The sequence below is a fragment of the Phytohabitans flavus genome (assembly GCF_011764545.1).
GTDB classification, from domain to species: Bacteria; Actinomycetota; Actinomycetes; order Mycobacteriales; family Micromonosporaceae; genus Phytohabitans; species Phytohabitans flavus.
On record NZ_AP022870.1, the window covers coordinates 1,328,422 to 1,351,735 of the forward strand.

Below are 23,314 nucleotides of genomic sequence, written 5' to 3' on the forward strand. Positions count from 1 at the left end.
TGCCATCGGCTTACGGTCGCGCCTGGCGGGTAAGAACTGCCTGAACCTTCAGCCGCTTCTTATCCCGCGGGGCGTACCACGTGGGGGTGGTCGTAGCGATCCTGGCCCGTGCCGCGCCGCGGACGCTGCGCCGCGCGGCGGCCGTCGCCGCAAGCCCGTGGGCGCGCGGTGCGGTCCTGGTCGTCACGGTGGCCGCCGCGGTGTGGACGCTGAGTCGGCTGCCGGCCGCCTCGCCGTTGCCGCTGTTGCTGGCCGCGCTGCCGTGGATCGCCGGCAAGTACCTGCTGTGCCCGCTGCGCTGGCACGCGTTGGCCGGCAGCGGGCGCAGCCGGTGGTGGCACATCCGGACGTACGCGGAAAGCGAACTGCTCGGTCAGCTCTCGCCTGGCCACGCCGGCGCGGACGTGTGGCGGGTGCACCGGCTGCACCGGGCCGGCATCGGCAAGGCGCCAGCGGTGGCGGGGGTGGCGCTAGACCGGCTGGTCGGCGCGGCCGGGGTGGCGCTCGCCGTGCTTGCCACGGGCACCGCGCTGCCCGGTCCGGTGCTGGGCGTGGCCGGTGTCGTGGCCGCCGCCGTGCTGGCGGCCGCGGTCACCCTGCGGGCCCGCCGCCCGCAGGCACTGGCCGGGGTGCGGCTGCGGCCCGGCCCGATCGCTGCCGGCCTGCTGCTGTCGGTGGGCTACCAGGCGTCCATCGCGGGCCTTGTGTTCGGGGCGGTCGCGGCCGTGGGCGGTCCGGTCGACCCGGTACGGCTACTGGCCGTCTTCGGGGCCAGCCAGGTCGCCGGGATCCTGCCCGGGTTCGCCGGTGCCAGCCCGCGCCACGGCGCCCTCGCGGTCGGTCTCACCACGCTCGGGCTGACCTGGACGGTCGCGCTCGCCGCCGCGGCTCTGGTAGCGCTGCTGCCGTGGGCGCCCGCGCTGCTGCTCGGCGGCGGCAGCCTCGCGGCCAGCCGCCTCTCGGCCACCCGCGCCGCCACCGCCCGGGGTGACCGCCGGCCTGGCGGCGCCCGACCTGGCAGGCTTGGCGGGTAGCCGGGGCAGGAGGTGCGATGCGGGTACTCGTGGTCGAGGACGAGGTCAGCCTGGCCGAGACCGTGCGTGAGGGTCTGGTGGGGGAGGGCTTCGCGGTCGACGTCGTGCACACCGGGCCGGACGGGCTGTGGGCGGCGACCGAGCATCCGTTCGACGTGGTGGTGCTCGACCTCCTGCTGCCTGGCCTGAGCGGCTACGAGGTCTGCCGCCGGCTGCGTGAGCGCAAGGTGTGGACGCCGGTGCTCGGCGTCTGGAACACCACACCCAGCCGGCCCGGTGGCCGCATGGGTGGCCGCCAAGGCCGGGCCAGGCGGCCTCGCCGCTGCTGGGTGGCACCAGTCCGGCGATCACATGCAGCAGTGTCGACTTGCCCGACCCGGACGCGCCGGTGACCGCGATCCGGTCACCGACCTCGATGACGCAGTCGGCGTCGCGGACCGCCGGCACATCGACGGTGCCCTGCCGGTAGCCGCGGCACAGCTTGCGGCCGGTGAACAACGGCAACGAGGCCGTCACGCCGGCACCAGTACGCCGTCGCGAAGCCCGATCACCCGGTCCGCGAGTCGGGCAACCGGCGTGTTGGTCAGCTTCGTCGTCGCGTACGCCTCGATCGCCTGGCTGCTGCGCTACGTCTCCAGGCACTCGATCGTGGTGTTCGCCGGATACCGAGTCGCGCTCGGCCTGCTACTGGCGGCCGGGCTCGTCACCGGCGCGCTGTCCGCGACCTGAGCCAGCCACCCCAGGTTTAAGGGCTCTTTCAGCCGGCGGGCGGCACAGTGTGATGATGCGGATCCTGCTCGTGGAGGACGACGTTGCGCTGGCCGAGACGCTGCGCGGCGGCTTGGTCGACGCCGGCTACGCGGTGGACGTGATGCGCGACGGTGTGGACGGGCTGTGGGCGGCGGCCGAGCATCCATACGACGTGGTCGTGCTCGACATCATGCTGCCCGGCGCGAGCGGGTACGAGGTGTGCCGCCGCCTGCGCGAGCGGGGGATCGGCACGCCCGTGCTGATGCTGACGGCCAAGGACGGCGAGTACGACGAGGCGGACGCGCTCGACCTGGGTGCCGACGACTACCTGACCAAGCCGTTCTCGTTCGTCGTCCTGCTGGCCCGGCTCCGCGCGCTGGCCCGCCGCGGCGCTCCCGACCGGCCACCGGTGCTGACCGCTGGCGACCTGACCGTCGACCCGGCCCGCCACCGGGTAACCCGCGCGGGGCAGACCGTCGCGTTGACCCCGCGCGAGTTCACGCTGCTGGAGTTTCTCGTCCGCCGCCGTGGCACTGTCGTGCCGCGCGCTGAGATCGTGGCCGCGGTCTGGGACGTCAACGTCGGCGGCGACTCCAACCTCCTCGAGGTCTACATCGGCTATTTGCGCCGGAAGGTGGACGAGCCGTTTGGCCGTAACGCGATCCAGACCGTACGCGGTCGCGGCTACCGACTCGCCGCAGACGGCGGCTGAGACCACGGCGGCGCGCCCGAACGCACGGCTTCAGTCGATGTGTGCACGATCGTGGTCGACCGGGCGTTGGGCAGACCATTCCGTGGGCGACGAGCACCGCAGATCTGCCATCCGGCATCCAGCTCTGCTACCAGTCGCGCCACTCGTCGGTAAGTTCACTGCCGTCGCGCCCACGGCGAGCGGTCAGTGCCTCCACATCGACGCCTGTGGCCGTCAGGACGTCGTCGATGTATTCGCACAGTTCCTCGCGGGTGATGGTGTCGATGTGGCCGCCGAAATCTTCGTCGACACCGTTCAGGGCGAGCACGACCCGCTCGACCGCGGCCCAGATGGCGGCGATCGCCGGCGTGGCGATGGTGGGGCCGGTTCAACCGCGGCGAACGCATCGACGGCGTGGTGCTCAACAGGCAGCAGATGGCCGGTGCGGCCTTGGCCGGCGTAAGCGCGAGGGGCGTCGCTGCGGGCGACGGTCCTGGTCGACACCAGGCTCACCGGGGCGGATCTGCGCGGATCCGGATGCCGACGATGCATCCGCACATGCTTCGGCACAGATATGTGACGGCCGCGGACGCGCCTGGTCGTCGCGTCTCCAGCCGGTAGGGGTCGCGGGGTGACGATGAGCGCCGGTCCTGGGGCTAACCGTCCGCTGGAGCTGGGGCGGTGGAGGTGGGAGCATTCGGTCGGCCCGGGTTGGCTGCTGCTTGGTGATGTCGGCTTTGAGGGCTTCTACGAGGACGACATTCCGCTGGCGCTGTGCGCGCAGATCGAAGGATTGTTCGTCGACTTGCCGCCTCGGCCGCGGGAGCGGTTCACGCTCGTCGGCTGCGCCCCGGTCGGTGCGCTTGCCGACCTGCTCGATCGGCTGTCCGCCGAGGCACTCGGCACCGAACGAGCCTGGCTGGGTGACATCTCGATAATGGCGCCACCGCCAGACGTGCCGCCGGTCTGGTGGGGCGAGTACCTCGGCGACGTCGTGGTGCTCGCTTGCCGGCCGAGCATTACGATGCCGGAAGCCGTGGACGTCGATCTCGACGGGTTCGTGGACGTCTATGACCGCACGGAGGCGGTGGTACGTCCTGGCGACGTTGACGAATTCGTCCTTCTAGGCCGGAACGAGGCGCCCTACGGCACGTGTCGGGATGTCACCGGTGTGTTCCGCGAGCAGGCTGCACCGCCGGTGCCGCAGGTCCGGCTGCTCGGTTGCCGACCGGAAACTCCGTTGCTGACCGCGCTGGGCGCGGTCGGGCAGTCGACGGAGGCCGCCCGGCGTCGCCGCCGGATCCACGCCGAGGTGTACATGGTGGCCGCCGATGGTTCGGCCAGCCAGGTGATCGGCGCCGTGGTTTCCGGAACGGTCAGTGCAGGTGAGCCGTCGCGGCTCGGTGCCGGACTGTTCGACGTGACCGTCGACAGCGACCCGCGGGAACCGCTGCCGCTAGGGATCCTCGGCATCCTGGAGCATTGGTACACCCGACGGCCGGCCGAGAAGAATTTGTGGGCCGGCTACGACCGGGAGTTGCGCCACCACTGGGCCGGAGTGGCTTTGGCCCACCGGTCGGATGCGGCCGACCGGCCGGCCGGCGCCACGTACGACCTCGACGGCCGGTTCGTGACCGATATCGAAGGGTTCTACTGCGCGATCGGCGAGGCGATCAACGGCCCGGGCGGATACTTCGGCTGGAACCTCGACGCGTTCGACGACTGTCTCGCCGGGAGGTTCGGGGCGCGGGTACCGTTTCGGCTGGTGTGGCACGACTCGGCCGTTGCCCGCGAGCACCTCGTCGCCGGCTACGACCGGCGTCGCCTGGGTCCGGCGATCACCTTGGAGTACCTGCTGGACATGCTCGCGGCGCACCATGTCGAGATCGACTTGCGCTGAGGCATCAGCCGACGCCGACTACGGCTACTTCACCTGGTCAAACCGACGAACGACCGGAATCAAACGGTGTACTCGGCGGGTCCACCGATCCTCCATGATCGGGTACGTGCTCATGCCGCGATCCGGGCGTGCCAGTCACGAGTAGGGTATGCAGCCCGGCGGACGTTGAGTGGTTTGCCAGAGACGACCCCCGCAGACCGAAAGTGTCCGGTGCGCGCGGCGCACCGGACGATTCATGATCTTGTGGTCGCGCGACAGCGTACGGCTGCGACAGTCACAGATGGCCCCTGAACTGGGAAAATGCGGCCTTATTCTGCCATGTATGGTGCACACGAAACGCGGGGCAGACGCGCCCCGAACGCGGAGGCAGACGCAGGCCGGACTCTGCCGAGGTGCGCTGATCGCGTGGCTTATGCAAGCGGCGGACGGAGGACCCGCACGGGGAAGCCCCCGCCAGGGATCTTGGCGGGGCTTCCTCATGCGGCGGGCGCTCAGCCGGTCAGTTTTCCTTGGGCGGATCGGCGGCGCTGACCTCGACGACGACATCGAGGCCACCGGATGCCTGCTCGGCGGCCGACTCGTAGGCCTTGAGCTCCGCGGCGGGGACCTGCGCACCGCCGGCGAAGACCGTGACAACGACCTTGTCGTCCGCCGGCTCGTAGCGGGCGGCCTTGGCCCGGGCGTCGTAGTCGAGCGCTTTCAGAACGGCCAGTTCGACCGCATTACTCGACCCGTCGGGCTGCTCTGAGGTGACTGCGGGCGAACCCGGGGCCTCCTCGCCGCCGCCCGCGCACGCTGTCAGGGCGACCGTGACGGACAACCCGATCACCAGGCCGGCTATGAAACGTCTGACCACAGGTAACCCCAACTTTACGAATCTTTAGCTGATTTTCACGGACGGACAGCCGGAGATTGAGCACACCCACGCGATAGGTGTGATGTACGAGCCTCCGGAATTGCTGCCGGTCGTGAACGCATAGCCCGTATTCGCGACGAACCACGGGCCTCCGGAGTCGCCGCCCTCGGTCACCTTGTCGGCTGTGTAATAGAGGTTACACCATACGTTCCCCGAGGCGAACGTAACGCATCCGGCGAAGGACTCGACCGTTGTGCCGGAGGAGGTGTAACCGGTCGTCTTGCCGAACTTGAACAGCAGCGCTCCGGTGGTCACGATGCCGGTCGCGGTGATGGTCCGGTAGAGACCGAAGTTATACCGGAACTGGTTCTGCGGAGTGTCCCCGCTCAGCGTCGTGAAGCGTACGTCTCGGTTGTTGGATGCGACGAACGTCGCGCCGGTCGTGTCGCCGTCGTAGGTGGCCGGCTGCGACGTGCAGTGAGCCGACGTGGTGATGCCGTAGCTCGCCCCCCGGTTGGCGATGAACCCGCCGGTGCAGGTGGAGTAGTTCTCGCCGCCCCGCGTCGCGGCCTCGCGGGGCACGTCGTCCGCCGCCGCGTATTCGAAGGTCAGCGCCGGGCCGGTGTAGCTCGCGGCCGCCGGAGCAGCCAGGGCCCGGCTGACGGCGCGAGCGGACGCGGCTCGGTCATCGGTCCGGACAGTGACGACGACCCTGTCGATCGCAGGGTCGTACCGGGCCGCGAGATAGCCGGCGGATGCGGGCTTGAGCATCTTGATCGCTGCCAACTCGACGGAGGTACGGTCGACGTACGGTATGGCACCCGGCACGGAGGTCCGCACCTTCACCTTCACGGCGTTGGCACTGCTCGCGGCGTAACCGCGGACCGCGGCCTCCCCTGCGGGGAAGCGAGGACCACACCATGGTCTCCCGCCCATGAGAAGTCGACAACGTGCTGAGGTGCCTTCTCGAGCAGCCCTGTCAGAAAGTCGCTGAATTCCCGCTGCCCCGGGGTTGCGCGCTGTTCTGCGGCAATCACCTGCGACGTGACCTCGTCAGCGGCTGCGTTTCCCGTCGGGCTGGCCGGCGCCGCGCCGGGTAGCACGACGGCTGCGGCGACTACCGCGACGACCGTCACGGCGATTCCCCCGAGCCGCCGCCGTGCAGCAATAATGGTCATTGGGCCTCCTGGCATTGTCCTGGGTGTTGACATCCCCATGAACCGAAGCGCGGCCGAGGAGAACTGGTGGTCGCGACAGGTACCCCACGCCATGGCCGCGCCGATTGCATGTACCAACAGCCTGTAGTCAAGAGGCGACTTTTTGCAAGCCTCTCGCGGTGCCCTCCTGTGGACCACCCGTCGAGACGCCCGCGGGGAAATGGAAAGTAGCGACCCTCCTCAATGGCCTTCGGTGGCGCCTGACCAGTGTGGCGACAGGATCAAAATGCCGGCGGACCGCGCCCGGGAGTTACTGTCGGAGTACCTAACATTTCGATAACAGTCGATATTGAATGCCTGGCGATCACTGGGGCCAACTCGGGTTGGGTGCGTCTCGTGGTCGCCGCATCGTCCCTGGCAGATGATCACCGCTGCATTGGATAATGTTCGATTCGGCGTGGCCCGGAGCGGAGCTGGAGTCCGACAACCATCTCGTGGTCGATCTGCACCCGAGCACATACCGGGTCCGGGCGACGCACCGCACCGACGGCCACAACTGGATGATCCTGGTTCAGCTCCAACCCGTGACATGAGGACGGATGAACCTCTACGGCAAGGCACGCCGACGGTACTCATTTGCCGCGTCCGCGCGGCGCCGACTGCGAGAACCGGCGCCTGCCTATGCCGCTGGTGAGAGCGTTCGGCGCTCCCGCGGTGGGCGGCTGCCCGGCCGTCGTTGACGGCAAGCTGCCTGTCGGGATGGGAGCAGATTGGGAGCAGCGGCTCGCCTTCAATGGCTCTGAACGGTGTACAACTGCTCTGACCTGCCCATAATGGCGTGCCGTGACCTGCGGCTCCTGGAAAACCGCAGGTCACAGCAGTGCAGCCATTTCGTTGACAAGAAGCGCTCAACGGCTCTGAACATACTGAGCAGGCCCGCGACCGCGCCCGTCAGCTGGATCGGAAGGGGGATGTCGAGGTGGTCATCGGCGCAGGCAACTACCGGCTGGACAAGACCTTCCGGCTCGGTCCGAACGACTCTGGCGTCACCTACCGCGCGGCACCGGGCGCCGTTCCGGTCATCAGCGGCGGCCGGAGCGTCACGGGCTGGCAACTGGTCGATGCCAAGCGCAACCTGTGGAAGGCAACTGTCGGGGCTGTCGACACCCGGCAGTTCTATGTGGATGGCCGGCGTGAAACGCGTGCCCGCGGTGCCGACCATCCACCCGGCTTCAGCAAGACCGCTACCGGATACACGGCGACGGACGCCTCGTACGCGAGCTGGCGCAACCAGGATCGCTACCCGGCAACGTCATCCTGGCCGGCGGCGGCCGCGAGTTTCGGACGTACCTGCTCGGCGTGGGGATGGCCGACCTCGTCCAGGACTTCCAGCGCATTCTGCCAGGCCTTGCCCGCCGCGTGAGGATCGCCGGCGGCGTGGTGGACGTCGCCGAGGCCGGCCAGTATGACGCCCAACAGGGAACGGTCGCCGAGTTTCTGAAGCAGGTCGGCGGCGTGTTGATAGCAGGTCACGGCCTGTCCGTAGTCGGCCAGGCGGCTGTGGATGTAGCCGAGGCTGTCCCAGGTGACGGCGAGACCGTCGCGGTCGCCGACCTGCTGGAACAGGGCGAGGGCCTCGGTGCAGTACGACAGGGCCCGCCGGTGCTCGCCGAGCTGGGCGAGGCACCAGCCGATCCCGTTTAGGCAGCGCGCCTGCCCGGCGCGGTCGCTCGCGGCGCGGGACAGCTCCAGGGCCCGCTCCGTGACGCGGAGCGCCCGCTCGGGCCGGCCCTGCCCGAGGGCGGCCTTGGCCAACCCGATGAGCGTATGTACCTGGCCCGGGATGTCACCGGCCCTCGTGTAGGTGCGCAGTGCCCGCTCGAAGTACCGCTCGGCCTCCTCGTGGCGCCCCGCCCGACCGAGGCTCAGCCCCAAGCCGCGCAGGGCATAGCCCTGCCCGACGGGGTCGCCGAGGCGGCGTGCCGCGTCCAGGGCGAGGTGCTGCATCGCGGCCAGTTCGTCCAGGTACGAGCGGCGCATGAGGAACGCCGTGTGTGCCCACGCGAGCTGCCAGGCCTGCGTGTCGAAGCCGGTTGCCGCGGCCTGTTCGACGGCGGCCTGGAGCACCGGGTGCTCGGCGGTGAACCAGGCCATCGCGGCCGCGAGGGTGTCGAGGGCCTCCGGGCTGACACCTGGCCGCGCCGGCGGGAGCACCAGGCGCTCCCACATCGGATGCATCCACCGAGCGGCGGCGTCCGCGGTCCGGAGGTAGTGGTCGAAGAGGCGGTGGGTGGCGTCCTGTCGGGCGGTGGGTCCGTCGTGGGTGCGCGCCTGCTCGGCGGCGTAGGCGCGCAGTAGGTCGTGGAGGACGTACCTGCCGGGAAGGTATTGGGTGACGAGATGGGCCCGCGCGAGTTCGTCGAGGAGGTGGCGGGCGTTGTCCGGACCGGTCGCGGCGAGACTCGCGGCGGCCGCGGCGGTGACGTCCGGGCCGGGGTGCAGGCCGAGGAGGCGAAAGAGCTGGTTGGCGTCGGGGCTGAGGGTGCGCTGGGACCAGGAGAAGACCGCGCGGAGGTCCGTCGCCGGGTCACCGCCGTCGAGCGCGTCGAGGGTACTCGTGGCGTGGCGAAGCTCGTCGGCGAGCGCGGCGAGTGGGAAACCGGGGCGGGCCGCGGCGCGGGCGGCGACGATCGCCAGTGCGAGGGGCAGGCGGGCGCAGCGTGCCACGATGTCGCGGACCGCGTCGGGCTCGGCGGCGGTACGCGCGGCGCCGAGCCGGCGGGTGAGCAGGCCGTGGGCTTCGGTGGCGGTGAGCAGGTCGAGGGTGAGCGGGTGCGCGGCCTCGGTGGCGGCGAGGCCCGTGAGCTGGTCGCGGCTGGTGATGACGGCGACACAACCGGCGGTGCCGGGCAGGAGCGGTCGAACCTGTTCGGCGTCGCGGGCGTTGTCGAGCACTACGAGTACCCGCCGGCCGGCCAGAACGCTGCGGTAAAGGGCGGCCCGGGCGTCCACTCCGGACGGTATGCGGTCGACGGGAACGTCGAAGGCGTCGAGGAAGCCGCGCAGTGCCTCGGCCGGGTCGAGGACGGTGCCGGACGGATCGTAGCCGCGCAGGTTCACGTAGAGCTGTCCGCCGGGGAAATGCTGGGCGGCCCGATGGGCCCAGTGGACGGCGAGCGTGGTCTTGCCGATCCCGGCGGTGCCGGAGACGGCGGAGATCACCACGGCCCCGGCGTGCCGCAACCGTCATCCCGACCGGGAATAAGGCTGTCGAGTGTGGACAACTCGCGAATCCTGCCGGTGAACCCGGCAGGTGCCAGCGGCAACTGCGCCGGAATCGGCTTGGTCGCCGGCGCCGGGGCTACCCCGGTCCCTGCGGGCGCGGCTCGGGATGTTTCCGGCGGCGGCGGGTCGAGGGCCGGCTCCTGGCGCAGGATCGTGGCTTCGAGGTCGCGGATCGGCCGGCTCGGGGCGATGCCGAGGTCTTCGTCGAGTACGCGTCGCAGCCGCTGATAGACCGCGAGCGCGTCGCTCTGCCGGCCGGACCGGTAGAGCGCGAGCATCAGCTGCCCGTGCGCCGGCTCGTCGTGCGGGTCCTGCCGCACCAGGTCCTCGAGGTCCGGGATGACCTCGGCGCGCTCTCCCGCCGCGAGCCGCGCGTCGATGAGCGCGTGCCTGGCCCGCAGCAGCACCTGATCCAGCCGCTCTGCCTGACCGTCGAACCACGCAAGCCCGGTCAGGTCGACCAGCGGTCGATCCCGCCACAACGCGACCGCCGCCCGCAACAACGACACCGCGTGGCCCGGGTCCGTCGATCGGCGGGCCTGAGCGATCATCTCGTCGGCCACCTGTACGTCCGTGTCGCCGCCGTCGAGGTCCAGCAGGTAGCCCGGTGCGCGGGCCACGATCGACGGGCTCCCGGCCAGCACGCGCCGCAGGTGCGACAGGTGGCTCTGCAGTGTCACCGCCGCCGCCCGGGGTGGCGCGTCCTCCCAGACGACGTCGATGAGCCGGTCGGTGCTGACGATCTCGCCCGGCTGCAACGCCAACGCGGCGAGCACGGCCTTTCGCCGCAGGCCGCTGACCGGCCGCGGGACACCGTCCAGCACGACATCGATCGAGCCCAACAGCCGCACCCGCACGTGCCCGACCTCCGGCCCCCCAGGACAACAGGACCAAAGGTACCGCCGTACCTCGTTCCCCATTGAGCGCGTTTGTAGTGCTTGGCGCGCGGGGCCGCCGGCGTTGCAGCGCGACCGCAGCCCTGTTGCAGCAGGCGGTGCGAGCCTTTCCGCTTGGTGTGCCGGCCGTCCGGGCCGGCCACTCTCGGACGGGGGCGAGAGGCAGCGATGCAGATGGAGAAAGCGACGTGCGTGGACGGCCGCGCGCCGGCCTTGTTGAGCGACGGTCGTGTGGTCGGGCTCCAGCCGTTGCTCCGGGGCGGCACGCACGCCCTGTGGGCGGACGGTGATCGGCTGGCGAGCCGGGACTGGTTCGACAACGCCTACCGGATGGCCGAATCCGAGGGCGACTTGGAGGCGATGGCCTGGTCCGCCCTGGGCCTTAGTGGGCTGTGGCTGCACGAGCATCGCGACACCGCGGCCGCGGTACTGCTGGAGACCCGCCTGCGGCGAGCGCTTGCCACGGTCGCCCCCGACTCCTCGCTCGGCCTCCGCCTCGCGGCACGCCTGGCCGGGGAGGCCGACTACCGCACGAGCCAGCACGCCCGCATCCTCGCCGCGGTGCGGGAAGCCGGCAACGCCGATGATCCTGTTGCGCGGGCGGAGGCGGGCAGCATGGCCCACCAGTGCCTGCTCGGGCCGGAACACCGGGAAACACGCCACGCGCTGGCGCAGGACCTGGTCGCTGACAGCCTCCTGACCGCTCGCCGTGGCGACCTGTTGATCGGCCTGCTGTGGCGCACCGTGGACCTGTTCCTCGACGCGGATCCGCACGCCGAGCGGTACCTGGCCGAGCTGAAGGGCCATCTGGCCCAGGATCGCCACCTCGCGGTCGGGTTCGTGGTAGACGCGATCGACGTCATGCTGAGCATCCGGGCGGGCCGCATCGAGGAGGCCGAAACGCTCGCCGCGACCTGCGCCGAACGCGGCCAGGCAGCTGGGGACGCCGACGCGCTCGGCTGGCACGGGACGCACCTGGTGGCCCTCCGCTGGTACCAGGGCCGGATCGCAGAGCTGCTCCCGGCGTTGCGCGAGCTGGTGAACTCGCCGACATTGAGCGCGAGGGACGACTCCCATCTCGCCGCGCTTGCCTTGGCCGCGGCGGCGACCGGGGACCAACGGCAGGCCTCCGGCGCGCTGGCGAAGCTGGGCGGCGGCGACCTGGCCGGGCTGCCACGATCCAGCACCTGGCTGCTGACGATGTACTGCGTCGCGGAGGCCGCTCACCTGCTGCGAGACGGTGCGACGTCAGCGACGGTCTACGACCTGCTGCGTCCGTTCGCCCATCTCCCGATCATGGCTGGTCCAGGCGTCGCGTGTTTCGGCTCCGCGCACCACGCACTCGGCGTCGCCTCGTTGACCAGCGGCGACGCGGTCCAGGCGGTGGAGCATCTCCGCGAGGCGGTGCGGCACAACGTCGTCATTGGACACTGGCCGGCGGCGACGCTGTCCCGCGCCAGGCTGGCGCAGGCGCTCCGCGCCCGAGCACGCCCGGTGGACGCCGCGGAAGCGCAGCGGGAACTCAGCGTCGCCGCGCAGGACGCAGCGGGCTTCGGTATGGCGTTGCCTGCCTTCGAATGGCGGGCCGCCGCGCGGGCCCAGCCGCGGACCGTGAGCTGCCAGCGTCGCGGTAGCCGGTGGATGATCGAGTTGGGCGCCCGGGCCGCGGTCGTCGACGACCTCCTCGGCATGAGTTACCTCGCGGTGCTGCTGGCCAACCCGGGCTCCGAGATACCCGCGATCCAGTTGGCCGCCGGCCCCGGACTGCTCAGCGCGGCGGCCGTGGACAGAACCGCCAGCTCCCACCAGCCGGTCCTCGACGAGCAGGCCGTGCGCGCGTACAAGCGACGGCTGTCCAACCTGCAAAAGGAGGTCGATGGATACCACGCCAGAAATGACATCGCCCGCGCGGCCCGGGCACAGGAGGAGCTGGACTGGCTGATCGCGGAACTCAAGGCGAACTCCGGGCTCGGCGGGCGACCCCGGACATTCGCCAAGAGCGACGAACTCGCGCGCATTTCCGTCGGCAAGGCCATCCGCCGGGCACTGCAGCGCATCGCGATCGCCGACCCGGCCATCGGCCGGGAACTCCGCGACACCATCACCACTGGTGCGCAGTGCTGCTACCGGCCGAACCTCTCGCGTTGACCTCAATGGAACGGGACGGCACGCCTTTTGGGTATGAGCCGGGCACCGGACCCGGCGTGTTCTTAAGGGAGGAATCGACTTTGAGGCGACATCGACTCGGTGCGGTGTTCCTGGCGCTCGCCATGGCACTCGCCGCAGGCCTGGCGCTCACACCGCCGGCGTACGCGGACACCAGCGGGACAACTCAGAACTATGGAAACGGCCTGTGTCTGACGCCCGATAACGGAGTGACGGGTGCTCTTGTCAGGCAGCAACCCTGCGATCGAATCACCACCGGCGCGCGTAACCTTATGCAGGAGTGGGACCTCATCTGCAAGGACGCGAACTGCGGCGTGCGCCAATATCGCAACAACGGAAGCGGGCTCTGCCTGCGTGCCCGGGGGCCGGGCGGTCCCAGCAACGGCCTACAAATCATGCTGTGGGCCTGCAACCAGATCAGCGACCTCAACTGGATGAACCGGCCGGGTCCGGTCGCCGGGACGTTTGTACTCGAGTCGCGCATAGCCGGCTCGACGGGGTACTGCCTCGACGTTCCGGGCGGATCGTGGACGCCGGGCGTGGCCCTGCAGCTCTACCAATGCAACCAGACTCCGACGCAGGCCTGGCAGATGCTGTTCCCCGTCATCGAGTAGCCCGAGAGCGGTGACCGGGCAACCGCCCGGTCACCGCGCCGGTACCGCCGCCTGCAGGTCGTGATGCAGGGCTTCATCCGCCGGCGCATCCCGATGTTCCTGAGGTGCGGGCTCACGATGCTGCCTGCCCTGGTGGTGCTCGGGCTGGGCTTGCCGACCACCGACAGCCTGGTGATCTCGCCAGGTGGTGCTCTCGTTCGGCATCCCGTTCGCGCTGGTCCTGCTGCTGCTGACCCGCCGCGTCGACACCATGGGCACGTTCGTCAACAAACCGCGCCACGACGGCGGCTGGCGCGATCGCCGCGCTGATCATCTCGCTGAACGTGTACCTGCTCTACGTCACGTTCCTCGGCTAGGCCGATGCGATGCCGGCGCGGAGCGCCGCTCGGCGTGCCCTCAAAGCGTCGCCGTCGCGGCGATCCCGGCTAGGCCGAGCAGGGTGAGCGCGGCGCTCACCAGCAGGACGGTCCCCACGTTGGCGCTCCACCACTCGACCCGCACGCGAACACAACCGGGCACGTCTCGCGGATCGAGGCCGCGCAGCGCAAGCAGGTTGGCGGTCATGCTCAGGGTGGCCAGCGCGCCGATCCCGGCCGCCGTCTCGGCGAGGGTCCGCAACATGGCCGCGTCTATGTGGACTCCCTTGTCGCGCCGAACCTGATGACGCACCGGCTTTCCGGGTGACTACATGAGACCTCGGCCCAGGCCCGAAGCGCGTCTCAGCCTGAGACGGGTCGCCCGACCGCCGCATGCTCTACTGGTACTCCCGGCTCTCCGCACTGTACGGCGGTGCCGGAGTCAGAGGTACTCCATCACGGCCTCGCGCCATGGGCTGTCCTCATTGGACACGGCCGGGCCGTCGAACTGGCGAAACCGCTCGACGACCTCCTCACACAGCTCCCTGATCTCCGCGTAGAAGTCCGGTAGCGCCGCCTTCTCCTCCGGAGTGCGCGCGTTACCCCACGCGGTGGTCTCCTCTGCGCCAGCCCACGTCTGCTGTGCGGTCAAGACGGGCAGGAGCCAGTGCCAGCGCCAGGCGAAATCGACCAACCGCGCGACGCTGGAGTTCAGCAGGACCGGGCGCACGCCGTCCGGAAACATGTGCTGGAGCTGCGGGTGGACTTCGTCGTATGTGAACGTCGGCACGGCCAGCACCTCGCCCGAACCCGCGCGCGCGGCCACCCTGGCCTCGCCGAACCCCCGATCCCGTAGAGCCGGGAGCCGTCGGTCACCAACTCCGGCTCGCGGGCCGACTGGTAGTCAGCGACCAGCCCGTACAGCGAGTCGTCCCGGGCCGGCGGCAGTCCGTGGGACCACAGCGCCTCCCGGTCGGGGGCGGGCAGGTCCCACTCTCCCTCGGGGACGCCGGGGACGACTGAGAGGCGCCGACCTTCGGTCAGCGCCTCCAGAGGGGCGTCGAATATCCGCGATACCTCCGCCCGCGCCTCGTCGATGTCCATCACGGGGTCAGGCTAACAACGGCCGGGGCTCACCCATGTACGGCATTGAGGATCCCCGCCCATGCGTTCTCGCCTTTGTCGAAGCTCCATGAAAGGACCGCCCTCTGGTACTGGCCAACCCGTTTGGCGCACGCATGCTTGATCGCGGAGCAGAAGTTGCGTTCGGAATACCTGCGACGACGGCGGCGCAGCAATGTCAAGGCGAGTAAACCCGACCGCCTCTACGGTCCGTGCGCGCTCGGGCGCCGGGACGATGGCCAGGATGAGGGACAGGCTTGCGGCGGCGTCGACGACCCGTGCCGGCCCGTGGTGTCGGCGTGCACCGTAGCCGGCGCTCGGCATGCGGCCGGAAGACGGTGTCCTGGGGCCACCATGGACGTTGATCGTCTTAGGCGTAGCCGAGGGAAACCTGCTGCTCAAGGACGGGCAGCTGGCCGCCGTCATCGACTTCGGGACATGCGGCGTCGGCGACCCAGCCTGCGATCTGGCGATCGCCTGGACGTTGGTGACCGCCGACGGACGGCAGGCATTCCGGAAACGGTTATCCGTGGATGAGGCGACGTGGGCGCGGTCAAGTGGCCTGGCCACCTGGCCAGTGTTGGCTCGGCGATTCGGGCTATTCGTGGGGTGTGTCCTGGACGGTAGCATCCGCGCATGCCGTATGCGGCCATCGATGGCCAGGCCATCTACTACACGGACACCGGTGGCAGCGGCCCGGTGCTGATCCTGGCGCACGGCTTCCTGATGGACCACGAGATGTTCGCGCCGGTCACCGCGCAGCTGCGTGCGGCGGCCCGGGTCGTGGTGTGGGACCAGCGCGGGTTCGGCCGAACCCGGTTCGACGGTCGCCCGTTCACGTTCTGGGACTCCGCTCGGGACTGCCTCGCCCTGCTAGACCACCTGGGCGTGGAGCGAGCGGTTGTCGGCGGTATGAGCCAGGGTGGGTTCGTGGCGCTGCGGGTGGCGCTGACCGCGCCGCACCGAGTCCGTGGGCTCGTGCTGCTCGACACCGAGGCGGGGGCCTTCACCGCCGAGGAGCGCGCGGAGAACGACGAGATGTGCCGGCGCTGGCTCGAATCCGGTCCGGTCGATGAGCTGGCCGGCCCGGTGGCCGCGCACATCATCGACGATCCGGTCCGCCATCCGTACTGGATCGGCAAGTGGCGGCGGCGGCCGAAGGAGCTGTTCGCCGAACCGTACCGCGCGCTCGCCACCCGTGAGGACGTCACCGGTCGCCTCACCGAGATCGGCTGTCCGGCGCTCGTCGTGCACGGTACCGGCGACGTCGCGATCCCGTTGGAGCGGGCGCGGCTGCTCGCCGCCGGGCTGCCCGGGGCGGCTGACGTCGTCCAGGTCGCCGGTGCGCACGCCGCCGCCCTCACCAACCCGCTGCCGGTGGCGTCTGCGATCCGCGCGTTCCTGACCCGCCTGGAGCGGTAGCCGGCCGCCCGCCCATCCCCCGGCCGGGCGCGCAATGACCTGACCAATCGGCCGGGTAGAGATCCTCGGCGCCACCCGCCCCTCTCATCGACAGCTGCGCGAAGGTGCGCTGAAGTGCCCGGCTACCGGGCAATCCGTAACGTGTCGTTGCACAAAAATCACGAGACGGTAAATTAATTGGCCAGGTCACTTGATGATCGCTCGGACTCGGGCTTACGGTCTGGCCCTCGCCCTCGTCGCCCGGGGCGGGAACCCGAACTGAGGAGAGCACGCATGGTCAGCATCGCGGTCTGCGGGCCGAAGTGGGGAAGGCGTATCGCATTAGGTTTGGTGGTCGGGCTAGTCGCGGCGGTCGCCGCGTGTGGAAACACTGACAGCCCATCGGATTCCGCGGCGGAGGGCGCCAACGGCGCGACCGGCCCGGTCTTCTTCCTCGTCCCGAACTCGACCACGCCCGCGTGGCCGACGTACTACATGCCGGCCGTGCAGGAAGCGGTCGCCAAGCTCATGCCGAACGTCGAGTTCATCACGCAGAGCGCCGACAACAACCAGTCGAAGCAGCTCAGCCAGGTCGAGGCCGCGATCGCCCAGCAGGCGTCGGCGGTCATCGTCAGCCCACCCAACCCCGCCCAGGCGGGCGCCGAGCTCAACAAGCTCGCAGCCGCGAAGATCCCCGCGATCGGCTACCTCAACGACCCCAACGGCGGACCGGTGTACGCGTACGTGTGGGTCGACTTCACCACTGTCGGCAAGCACTGGGGGCAGTGGCTCACGGACAACCTCGAGAAGTCGGTCGGCCACACCCCGGTCAAGCTGGCCGCGATCTACGGCGACCCGACGTTCAAGGTCTACGACCTGTGGCTGGAGGGCATCAAGCCGGCCCTCGACAAGCTCGTCGCCGACGGCAAGATCGAGATCGTGTGCCAGGCCGACACGCCGGGCTGGGACCCGTCGGTCGCGCAGAAGGCGATGGAGCAGTGCCTGACCAAGACCGGCAACCAGGTCGACGTGACGCTCGCGATGAACGACTCGACATCCGACGGTATCTGGGCGGCGCTCAAGGCGCAGAGCCTCAACGGCAAGGTCAAGATGATCGGCGGTCACGACGGTTCGCTGACGGCGGTACAGCGCACGCTCGTCGGTGACCAGGTCGGCACGTTCCACCCGGATGGTGTGCAACTCGGCGAGTCGGTGGCCAAGCTCCTCGACGCCGCTTTGAAGGGGCAGGACGCGAAGAGCGCCGGTGTCGTCAACGGCACCTTCGACAACGGCTTCGTCAAGGACGGGGTGCCCACGGTCTTCGGCAAGGAGAACCTGGTCACCCCGGACAACGTCCAGCAGGAGATCGTCGACAACAAGATCTTCACGAAGGACGAGATCTGCAAGGGAATCGCCGCCCAGACCACCTTCTGTACCTCCTAGTCCGTCCCGATCCTTCGGCCTCGCTCCGGGTCTGCCGTGCGAAACCACCGCGGGCCCGGAGACCCCGCCCCGCCTGGGCGGAAGCCCTGGACAGAAGACGACGAAAGACCGGGAAGACCAGAAAGATCAGGAAGAAGTTGGTATAGGTGAACGCATCTCTACTTGAGGTCCGTGACGTCGCCAAGAGTTACGGCGCGGTGACCGCTCTCAAGCGGGCCAGTTTCTCGGTCCGGTCCGGCGAGGTGGTCGCGCTCGCCGGCGACAACGGCGCTGGCAAGTCCACCCTCATCAAGATCCTGTCCGGCTCGATCAGTGCGGACAGCGGCGAAGTCCGCTTCGCCGGCGAGCCGGTCTCGATCGGCAGCCCCAACGACGCGGCCCGGCTGGGTATCCAGACCGTCTACCAGGACCTCGCGCTCTGCGACAACCTCGACGTGGTCGACAACATCTTCCTCGGCCGCGAGCCCCGGGGGCCGTGGTGGCGGGGCTTCCGGGTGCGCCGGCCGCGGATGGAACGGCTGACGGCCGACGCGCTCGCCTCGGTCGGCATCCGGATCCAGCGGGTCGACGTGCCGATGGGACACCTCTCCGGCGGCCAGCGCCAGTGTGTCGCCGTCTGCCGGGCCATCCTCGGCGATCCCAAGGTGGTGATCCTCGACGAGCCGACCGCGGCACTCGGCGTCGCCCAGCGCCGCGAGGTGCTCGACCTGATCGTCCGGCTGCGGGACCAGGGCCGCGGGGTCATCCTCATCTCGCACGACCTGGTCGACATCCTCAAGGTCGCCGACCGGATCGTGGTACTGCGGCTCGGCGAGACCGTCGCCGACAAGCCAGGCGCGGAATGGACTGAGCACACCCTGGTCTCCGCGATCACCGGCGCGACGGCGGGGGAGCAGCGGTGAACCTCCGCGATGGCCGGCGCACGATCGCGACCGCACTGATGGGGCCCTGGCGCACCGCACCAATCATCATCTCGCTTGTCGCCATCGCCATCTTCTTCAACACCCAGAGCTCGCTGTTTCTGAGCAGCCGCAACCTGACCAACCTCGCCAACCAGATCGCCGTGCTCGCCACGGTCGCGCTGGCGCTCGTCGGACTGCTGGTGGTCCGGCAGATCGACCTGTCCCTGGCGGCGCTGGCCGCGGTCTGCGGCGGTATCGCCGCGAAGCTGTCGGTCGAGTCGAACCTCAACGTCGGCCTCGCCATCGTGGTCGCGCTCGCCGCCGGGGCGGCCGTCGGTGTCGTACAGGCGGTCGTGGTCAACGTTTTCCGGGCCCCGGCGTTCGTGGTGACGCTCGGCGGGATGTTCGTGCTCAACGCCGTGCTGCTCTGGCTGCTGCCGGCGACCTCGGTCATCCCGCTCGCCGACACACCGCTGGAGAAGATCGCCAACACGTTCGTACCAGCCTGGCTCAGCTATGTGCTCCTGCTCGCGGTCGTGCTGCTGTTCGCCGGCATGCGCTTTGCCCACCACCGGGCCCGGCTCGGCGAAGGCATGCCGTCGAACCTGGTGCGCAGCACGGTGATACCGGCCGCCGCGCTCGCCGCCGTCGGTCTCGTGCCGCTGATCTTCGTGTTCAACGCCTACCGGGGCGTGCCGACTCCGGTCGTCATCGTCCTGGCCCTCATGGCTGGCATCGCGTACGTCACCAGCCAGACTCCGCTCGGCCGACAGATCTACGCGATCGGCGGCAACCCCGAAGGCGCCCGGCGGGCCGGCATCTCCGTCCCGTTGGTGACCACCGTCGTGTTCGCCACCGGCGGGTTCCTCGCCGCCACCGCCGGCATCATGGCCGCCTCGCGCGAGTTGGGCGTCTCCTCGGCCAACTCCGACCTGACCCTGCTCCTGGAAGCGCTCGCCGCCGTCGTCATCGGCGGGGTCAGCCTCTTCGGCGGCCGGGGCACCGTCTGGGCCGCCCTGCTCGGCTCGCTGGTGATCGGCAGCATCTCCAACGGGCTGTACCTGCTCAACGCCAGCACCCAGATGCGCTGGACCATCGAGGGCCTCGTTCTCGTGGCCGCGGTCGCCATCGATTCCACCATTTCCCGCAAATCAGGCGCGCAACGGGATTCCTGAGGAGACACATGGACATCCAGGCACCGACCAGCCCGGCGACCGACGCGCAACGGGTGGTCATGGACTTCTTCGCCGCGCTAGGCGACACCGCCGCCCTCACCGGCGTCTTCACCGAGGACGCGACGTGGACCGTATGGGGTGACTCGCCGCTCGCCGGCATCCACATAGGACGGGAAGCTGTCGTGTCCGGCTTCCACGCCGAGGCGGGAAAGCTGTTCGACCCCGACTACCCGGGTGTGCTGACCGTCGAGCGGCTGATCGGCGACGGTCCGACCGTCGCCGCGGAGTTCACGTACCGGACGAGGACCGCGCTCGGGCGCCCGTACCACAACCACTACGTCGAAGTGTTCGAAGTGGACGGTGACCGGATCCGAGCCGTCCGCGAGTACATGGACACCGCGCACTTCGGGGCGGTGTGCTACTGATGGGCGCCACCAGAAGCGTCACCGTCGAGGTCGCGGTCATCGGCGCCGGACCGGGCGGGCTCGCCGCCGCCGCGATGGTCAAGCAAGCGGGCTTCCAGCCGGTCGTCTTCGAACGTGCCGCCGACGTCGCCTCCTCGTGGCGCGGCCACTACGACCGGCTGCACCTGCACACGGTGCGTTGGATGTCGAACCTTCCCGGGCTGCCGTTTCCGAGGAGCGAAGGCAAGTGGGTCTCGCGCGGCGGCGTCGTGTCCCACATGGAGACCTACGTCGCGCACTTCGGGCTCGACGTGCGTACCGGCGTCGACGTGACCCGCATCGACGCCGCGCCCGGCGGGTGGCGGCTGGAGACCTCGCAGGGGCCGGTCCACGCCTGGGCGGTGGTCGTCGCCACCGGCTACAACCGCGTCCCGATCGAGCCCAGCTGGCCGGGCCGCGACACCTTCCAGGGCGAGTTCGTTCGCGCCGCCGACTACAAGAACCCCACGCCGTACCGCGGCAAGAACGTCCTTGTCGTCGGCCCGGGCAACTCGGGCGCGGAGATCGCCACAGATCTCGCCGAGGGCGGTGCCCGTACCGTCTGGCTGTCCTACCGCACCCCGCCGAACATTATTTCCCGCGACCGTCCGCTGCCCCCGCCGGTGCTCGGCGTCGTCATGGAGAGACTGCGGGTCGGGCCCCGGCTCGGCGACTGGATCGCGGCCACCATCCAGCGCCGCACGATCGGCGACATGACCCGGTACGGATTTCCGCCGGCGCCGCGCAGCATCGGTACCCAGATGGTCCGCGACGAGGTCATCCCGATCATCGACCTCGGCCTCGTCAAGCAGGTCAAGGCCGGCCGGGTCACGCCGGTACCGGAGACGAAGAGCCTGGAGGGGCACGAGGTCGTGCTCGCCGACGGGCAGCGACTGGACGCGGACGTCGTGGTCTGCTGCATCGGCTACCGCCCCGGGCTGGAGCCGCTCGTCGGGCACCTCGGGCTCGTCGGGCCCAAGAAAGGCCACCCGATCGTGTACGGCGGCGACACCGCCCGAACGCGCCCCGACTGCATTTCGTCGGTATGCGCGCCGTGACGACTGGTCTGTTCCGCGAGTTCGGCATCGAAGCGAAGGCGGTCGCCGCCGCGCTCAAGCGTGCCAAGACCGAGAAAGGCTGACCCATGAACGACCTTCCCCGCGAGCTGCGGGATCTGCTCGACAAGCAGGCGATCCGCGACCACCTGATGCGGTACTGCCGTGGTGTCGACCGCTGCGACGCGGACCTGATGAAGAGCATCTTCCACGCCGACGGCACCGCGTTCGGCACCAACGCTTGGGAATTCTGCGACCACTTCGTACCCACCAACGAGGCCGACACCACGTTCACCGTCCACATGCTCGGCAACATCCTCGTGGACGTCGACGGCGACGTCGCCTACTCCGAGGCGTACTTCGTCACCTGGGTCGGCCGAGCCGAGGACGGCACCGGGTACATCGACGCGTTCTGCGGCCGGTACGTCGACCGCTGGGAGCGCCGTGCCGGCGAATGGGGTGTGGTGACCCGGCGGACAGTACAGGAGTGGAGCCGGGCGAATGTCGCCGGAACAGAAATGTTCCCGGTCCCGGCCAGCGAGGAGGGCACGTTCGTGACCCCGATCCGTGGCCGTGACGACGTGTCGTACCACGGTTAGGAGGCCCGGGTGCACGCGCGTTTGCTGATTGACGGTGAATGGGTCGAGGCGGACGGCGGCGGCCGGTTCGACGTCTGCGACCCGGCCACCGGTGCGACGGTGGGATCCGCCGCCGCCGGAAGCGAAGTCGACGTCCGCCGCGCGGTCGACGCGGCCGCGGCGGCATTGCCCGGCTGGCGGGCCACCGCGGCCGTGGACCGGTCGAAGATCCTGCGCCGGGCGGCGGCTGTCGTGCGGGAGCGGGCCGAGCAGATCGCCGCGACAATGACGGCCGAACAGGGCAAGCCACTGGCCGAGTCGCGCGGCGAGGTCGAGTACGCGGCAAGCTTCTTCGACTGGTTCGCCGGCGAGGCCGAACGCGCCTACGGCCAGGTCGTACCCGCGATGAACGCGGCCAACCGGGTGCTCGTGCTGCCGCAGCCGGTCGGGGTCGCCGCGGCGATCACGCCGTGGAACTTCCCGGCCGCGCTGGTCGCCCGCAAGCTCGCCCCGGCGATGGCGGCGGGCTGTACCAGCATCGTCAAGCCAGCCGAAGCAACCCCGCTGACCGCCGCAGCGCTGCTGGCGGCCGTCACCGACGCCGGCACCCCACCCGGGGTGGCGAACCTCGTCACGCTCGCCGACCCGCGACCGTTCTCGGCGGCCATCTTCGCCGACCAGCGGGTGCGGAAAGTGTCGTTCACCGGCTCGACCGAGGTCGGCAAACACCTCATCCGGATGTCCGCCGACCAGGTCAAGCGGGTCTCGTTGGAGCTCGGCGGGCACGCGCCGTACGTCGTATTCGCCGACGCCGATTTGGACCAGGCGGTCGACGGCATCATGGCGTCGAAGTTCCGCAACGCCGGCCAGACCTGCGTCTGCGCCAACCGGGTGTATGTCCAGCGACCCGTCTACGAGCAGGTGCTCGCCATGCTCGCCACCCGGACCGCGGCGCTGACCGTGGGACGCGGCACCGAACCCGGTGTCGAGATTGGACCGCTCATCGACGCCAAGGCGGTGGAGAAGGTCGACGCGCACGTCCGGGACGCGGTCGACAAGGGGGCGCGGCTGCTCGCCGGCGGAACCCGCCTGACCGATGGCGCGTTCGCGGAAGGCTCCTTCTACGCGCCGACGGTGCTCGACGGGATCAGCCCGGAGATGCGGATCTGGACCGAGGAGACGTTCGGCCCGGTCGCCGGGGTCACCGCTTTCGACAGCGAGGAGGAAGCGATCCGGCTCGCCAACGACTCCGTGTACGGGCTGTCCGCGTACTTCCATACCCGTGACTACGCGCGGCTGTTGCGGGTCGCCGAACAGCTCGAGTACGGCGTCGTCGGCGCCAACACCGGCATCATCAGCGCCGCCAACGTCCCGTTCGGGGGCATGAAGGAATCCGGCTACGGCCGTGAAGGCGGGTCACTCGGCATCGACGAGTACCTCGAACACAAGTACGTCCTGGTCGCCGATGTCAGCCAAACGAGGAGATGACC

General features: G+C 69.8%; 24 protein-coding genes and 3 pseudogenes. 18 read left to right on the forward strand and 9 right to left on the reverse strand.

The genetic code is table 11. The features are described 5' to 3' along the window. The first annotated feature begins 86 nt into the window (after positions 1–86). Both Pflav_RS05615 and Pflav_RS44905 read left to right on the forward strand, forming a co-directional pair. Positions 87–1,034 carry a lysylphosphatidylglycerol synthase domain-containing protein gene (locus Pflav_RS05615; RefSeq protein WP_173034291.1) on the forward strand — a complete coding sequence of 316 codons (948 nt, stop codon included), beginning with the start codon at positions 87–89 and terminating at the stop codon, positions 1,032–1,034. A 17-nt stretch (positions 1,035–1,051) separates the two neighbouring features. Continuing rightward, positions 1,052–1,279: pseudogene (locus Pflav_RS44905) on the forward strand (response regulator); the annotation flags it as partial. Between the two features lie 121 nt (positions 1,280–1,400). On the opposite strand, the pseudogene Pflav_RS48510 reads toward Pflav_RS44905, so the two are convergent. Then, a pseudogene (locus tag Pflav_RS48510) lies at positions 1,401–1,550 on the reverse strand (macrolide ABC transporter ATP-binding protein); the annotation flags it as partial. A gap of 30 nt (positions 1,551–1,580) precedes the next feature. On the opposite strand from Pflav_RS48510, the gene Pflav_RS48515 reads away from it, so the two are divergent. Further along, positions 1,581–1,763 carry an undecaprenyl-diphosphate phosphatase gene (locus Pflav_RS48515; RefSeq protein WP_345075007.1) on the forward strand — a complete coding sequence of 61 codons (183 nt, stop codon included), beginning with the start codon at positions 1,581–1,583 and terminating at the stop codon, positions 1,761–1,763. Between the two features lie 55 nt (positions 1,764–1,818). Further along, entirely contained in the window at positions 1,819–2,496 is a 678-nt protein-coding gene (locus Pflav_RS05630; RefSeq protein ID WP_173034297.1) for a response regulator transcription factor, read from the forward strand. 127 nt (positions 2,497–2,623) lie between these two features. Here Pflav_RS05630 and Pflav_RS05635 read toward each other — a convergent pair whose 3' ends face one another. Then, positions 2,624–2,803: a hypothetical protein gene (locus tag Pflav_RS05635; protein WP_173034299.1), complete on the reverse strand. Its 180-nt coding sequence runs from the start codon at positions 2,801–2,803 to the stop codon at positions 2,624–2,626. A gap of 147 nt (positions 2,804–2,950) precedes the next feature. Between Pflav_RS05635 and Pflav_RS48520 the strand changes: the two are divergent. Continuing rightward, a pseudogene (locus Pflav_RS48520) lies at positions 2,951–3,055 on the forward strand (hypothetical protein); the annotation flags it as partial. A gap of 57 nt (positions 3,056–3,112) precedes the next feature. Next, positions 3,113–4,375 (forward strand): barstar family protein, encoded by a 1,263-nt coding sequence (locus Pflav_RS05645; protein WP_232071005.1) that lies wholly within the window; start codon positions 3,113–3,115, stop codon positions 4,373–4,375. A gap of 499 nt (positions 4,376–4,874) precedes the next feature. On the opposite strand, the gene Pflav_RS05650 is transcribed toward Pflav_RS05645, so the two are convergent. Further along, positions 4,875–5,204: a hypothetical protein gene (locus tag Pflav_RS05650; protein WP_173034301.1), complete on the reverse strand. Its 330-nt coding sequence runs from the start codon at positions 5,202–5,204 to the stop codon at positions 4,875–4,877. 51 nt (positions 5,205–5,255) lie between these two features. Further along, a complete protein-coding gene (locus Pflav_RS05655; RefSeq protein ID WP_173034303.1) occupies positions 5,256–6,083 on the reverse strand; it encodes a chymotrypsin family serine protease in 828 nt (275 codons plus the stop codon). 748 nt (positions 6,084–6,831) lie between these two features. Between Pflav_RS05655 and Pflav_RS44910 the strand changes: the two genes are divergently transcribed. Continuing rightward, positions 6,832–6,981 (forward strand): Imm21 family immunity protein, encoded by a 150-nt coding sequence (locus Pflav_RS44910; protein ID WP_232071006.1) that lies wholly within the window; start codon positions 6,832–6,834, stop codon positions 6,979–6,981. Positions 6,982–7,178: 197 nt separating this feature from the next. Here Pflav_RS44910 and Pflav_RS44915 read toward each other — a convergent pair whose 3' ends face one another. The 3 genes from Pflav_RS44915 to Pflav_RS05665 form a co-directional block, all read right to left on the reverse strand. Beyond that, complete coding sequence (locus Pflav_RS44915) at positions 7,179–7,610, reverse strand: hypothetical protein (protein ID WP_232071007.1); 432 nt, start codon at positions 7,608–7,610, stop codon at positions 7,179–7,181. Positions 7,611–7,687: 77 nt separating this feature from the next. Beyond that, positions 7,688–9,613 (reverse strand): ATP-binding protein, encoded by a 1,926-nt coding sequence (locus tag Pflav_RS05660; protein WP_232071008.1) that lies wholly within the window; start codon positions 9,611–9,613, stop codon positions 7,688–7,690. Further along, positions 9,607–10,530: an AfsR/SARP family transcriptional regulator gene (locus tag Pflav_RS05665; protein ID WP_197937990.1), complete on the reverse strand. Its 924-nt coding sequence runs from the start codon at positions 10,528–10,530 to the stop codon at positions 9,607–9,609. The genes Pflav_RS05660 and Pflav_RS05665 overlap by 7 nt, the downstream gene beginning before the upstream one ends. 213 nt (positions 10,531–10,743) lie before the next feature. On the opposite strand from Pflav_RS05665, the gene Pflav_RS05670 reads away from it, so the two are divergent. Both Pflav_RS05670 and Pflav_RS05675 read left to right on the forward strand, forming a co-directional pair. Then, positions 10,744–12,717 (forward strand): tetratricopeptide repeat protein, encoded by a 1,974-nt coding sequence (locus tag Pflav_RS05670; RefSeq protein ID WP_197937992.1) that lies wholly within the window; start codon positions 10,744–10,746, stop codon positions 12,715–12,717. Between the two features lie 104 nt (positions 12,718–12,821). After that, entirely contained in the window at positions 12,822–13,349 is a 528-nt protein-coding gene (locus Pflav_RS05675; protein ID WP_173034309.1) for an RICIN domain-containing protein, read from the forward strand. Positions 13,350–13,745: 396 nt separating this feature from the next. Here the strand turns inward: Pflav_RS05675 and Pflav_RS05680 are convergent, their stop codons facing one another. Next, positions 13,746–13,970, reverse strand: a complete 225-nt coding sequence (locus tag Pflav_RS05680) for a hypothetical protein (RefSeq protein WP_173034311.1) — start codon at positions 13,968–13,970, stop codon at positions 13,746–13,748. 177 nt (positions 13,971–14,147) lie between these two features. Continuing rightward, positions 14,148–14,531, reverse strand: coding sequence for an SUKH-4 family immunity protein (locus Pflav_RS05685; protein ID WP_173034312.1), 384 nt, complete (start codon positions 14,529–14,531; stop codon positions 14,148–14,150). 618 nt (positions 14,532–15,149) lie between these two features. On the opposite strand from Pflav_RS05685, the gene Pflav_RS48525 reads away from it, so the two are divergent. The 9 genes from Pflav_RS48525 (at position 15,150) to Pflav_RS05730 (ending at position 23,312) form a co-directional block, all read left to right on the forward strand. Then, positions 15,150–15,533: a phosphotransferase gene (locus Pflav_RS48525; RefSeq protein WP_415624307.1), complete on the forward strand. Its 384-nt coding sequence runs from the start codon at positions 15,150–15,152 to the stop codon at positions 15,531–15,533. Next, the gene (locus Pflav_RS05695) at positions 15,464–16,249 is read left to right on the forward strand and encodes an alpha/beta fold hydrolase (protein WP_173034313.1); all 786 of its coding nucleotides are present in this window, start codon (positions 15,464–15,466) and stop codon (positions 16,247–16,249) included. The genes Pflav_RS48525 and Pflav_RS05695 overlap by 70 nt, the downstream gene beginning before the upstream one ends. A 273-nt stretch (positions 16,250–16,522) precedes the next feature. After that, positions 16,523–17,671 carry a substrate-binding domain-containing protein gene (locus Pflav_RS05700; protein ID WP_173034314.1) on the forward strand — a complete coding sequence of 383 codons (1,149 nt, stop codon included), beginning with the start codon at positions 16,523–16,525 and terminating at the stop codon, positions 17,669–17,671. A 146-nt stretch (positions 17,672–17,817) separates the two neighbouring features. Continuing rightward, positions 17,818–18,573 (forward strand): ATP-binding cassette domain-containing protein, encoded by a 756-nt coding sequence (locus Pflav_RS05705; protein ID WP_173034315.1) that lies wholly within the window; start codon positions 17,818–17,820, stop codon positions 18,571–18,573. Continuing rightward, positions 18,570–19,748, forward strand: coding sequence for a sugar ABC transporter permease (locus tag Pflav_RS05710; RefSeq protein ID WP_173034316.1), 1,179 nt, complete (start codon positions 18,570–18,572; stop codon positions 19,746–19,748). Before Pflav_RS05705 ends, Pflav_RS05710 begins: the two co-directional genes overlap by 4 nt. Positions 19,749–19,756: 8 nt before the next feature. Next, positions 19,757–20,173, forward strand: a complete 417-nt coding sequence (locus Pflav_RS05715) for a nuclear transport factor 2 family protein (RefSeq protein ID WP_173034317.1) — start codon at positions 19,757–19,759, stop codon at positions 20,171–20,173. After that, on the forward strand, positions 20,173–21,249 hold the full coding sequence (locus Pflav_RS05720) for a flavin-containing monooxygenase (RefSeq protein ID WP_197937994.1): 1,077 nt from the start codon (positions 20,173–20,175) through the stop codon (positions 21,247–21,249). Before Pflav_RS05715 ends, Pflav_RS05720 begins: the two co-directional genes overlap by 1 nt. An 86-nt stretch (positions 21,250–21,335) precedes the next feature. Further along, on the forward strand, positions 21,336–21,845 hold the full coding sequence (locus Pflav_RS05725; protein ID WP_173034318.1) for a nuclear transport factor 2 family protein: 510 nt from the start codon (positions 21,336–21,338) through the stop codon (positions 21,843–21,845). Positions 21,846–21,854: 9 nt separating this feature from the next. Beyond that, entirely contained in the window at positions 21,855–23,312 is a 1,458-nt protein-coding gene (locus Pflav_RS05730) for an NAD-dependent succinate-semialdehyde dehydrogenase (RefSeq protein WP_173034320.1), read from the forward strand. The last annotated feature ends 2 nt before the right edge of the window (positions 23,313–23,314 follow it).

Coding starts and splice junctions, on each gene's coding strand:
- Pflav_RS05630 (WP_173034297.1), top strand. CDS start 1,819: ATGCGGATCCTGCTCGTGGAGGACGACGTTGCGCTGGCCGAGACGCTG.
- Pflav_RS05645 (WP_232071005.1), top strand. CDS start 3,113: ATGAGCGCCGGTCCTGGGGCTAACCGTCCGCTGGAGCTGGGGCGGTGG.
- Pflav_RS44910 (WP_232071006.1), top strand. CDS start 6,832: ATGTTCGATTCGGCGTGGCCCGGAGCGGAGCTGGAGTCCGACAACCAT.
- Pflav_RS44915 (WP_232071007.1), bottom strand. CDS start 7,610: ATGGTCGGCACCGCGGGCACGCGTTTCACGCCGGCCATCCACATAGAA.
- Pflav_RS05670 (WP_197937992.1), top strand. CDS start 10,744: ATGGAGAAAGCGACGTGCGTGGACGGCCGCGCGCCGGCCTTGTTGAGC.
- Pflav_RS05680 (WP_173034311.1), bottom strand. CDS start 13,970: ATGTTGCGGACCCTCGCCGAGACGGCGGCCGGGATCGGCGCGCTGGCC.
- Pflav_RS48525 (WP_415624307.1), top strand. CDS start 15,150: ATGCGGCCGGAAGACGGTGTCCTGGGGCCACCATGGACGTTGATCGTC.
- Pflav_RS05695 (WP_173034313.1), top strand. CDS start 15,464: ATGCCGTATGCGGCCATCGATGGCCAGGCCATCTACTACACGGACACC.
- Pflav_RS05700 (WP_173034314.1), top strand. CDS start 16,523: ATGGTCAGCATCGCGGTCTGCGGGCCGAAGTGGGGAAGGCGTATCGCA.
- Pflav_RS05715 (WP_173034317.1), top strand. CDS start 19,757: ATGGACATCCAGGCACCGACCAGCCCGGCGACCGACGCGCAACGGGTG.
- Pflav_RS05720 (WP_197937994.1), top strand. CDS start 20,173: ATGGGCGCCACCAGAAGCGTCACCGTCGAGGTCGCGGTCATCGGCGCC.
- Pflav_RS05725 (WP_173034318.1), top strand. CDS start 21,336: ATGAACGACCTTCCCCGCGAGCTGCGGGATCTGCTCGACAAGCAGGCG.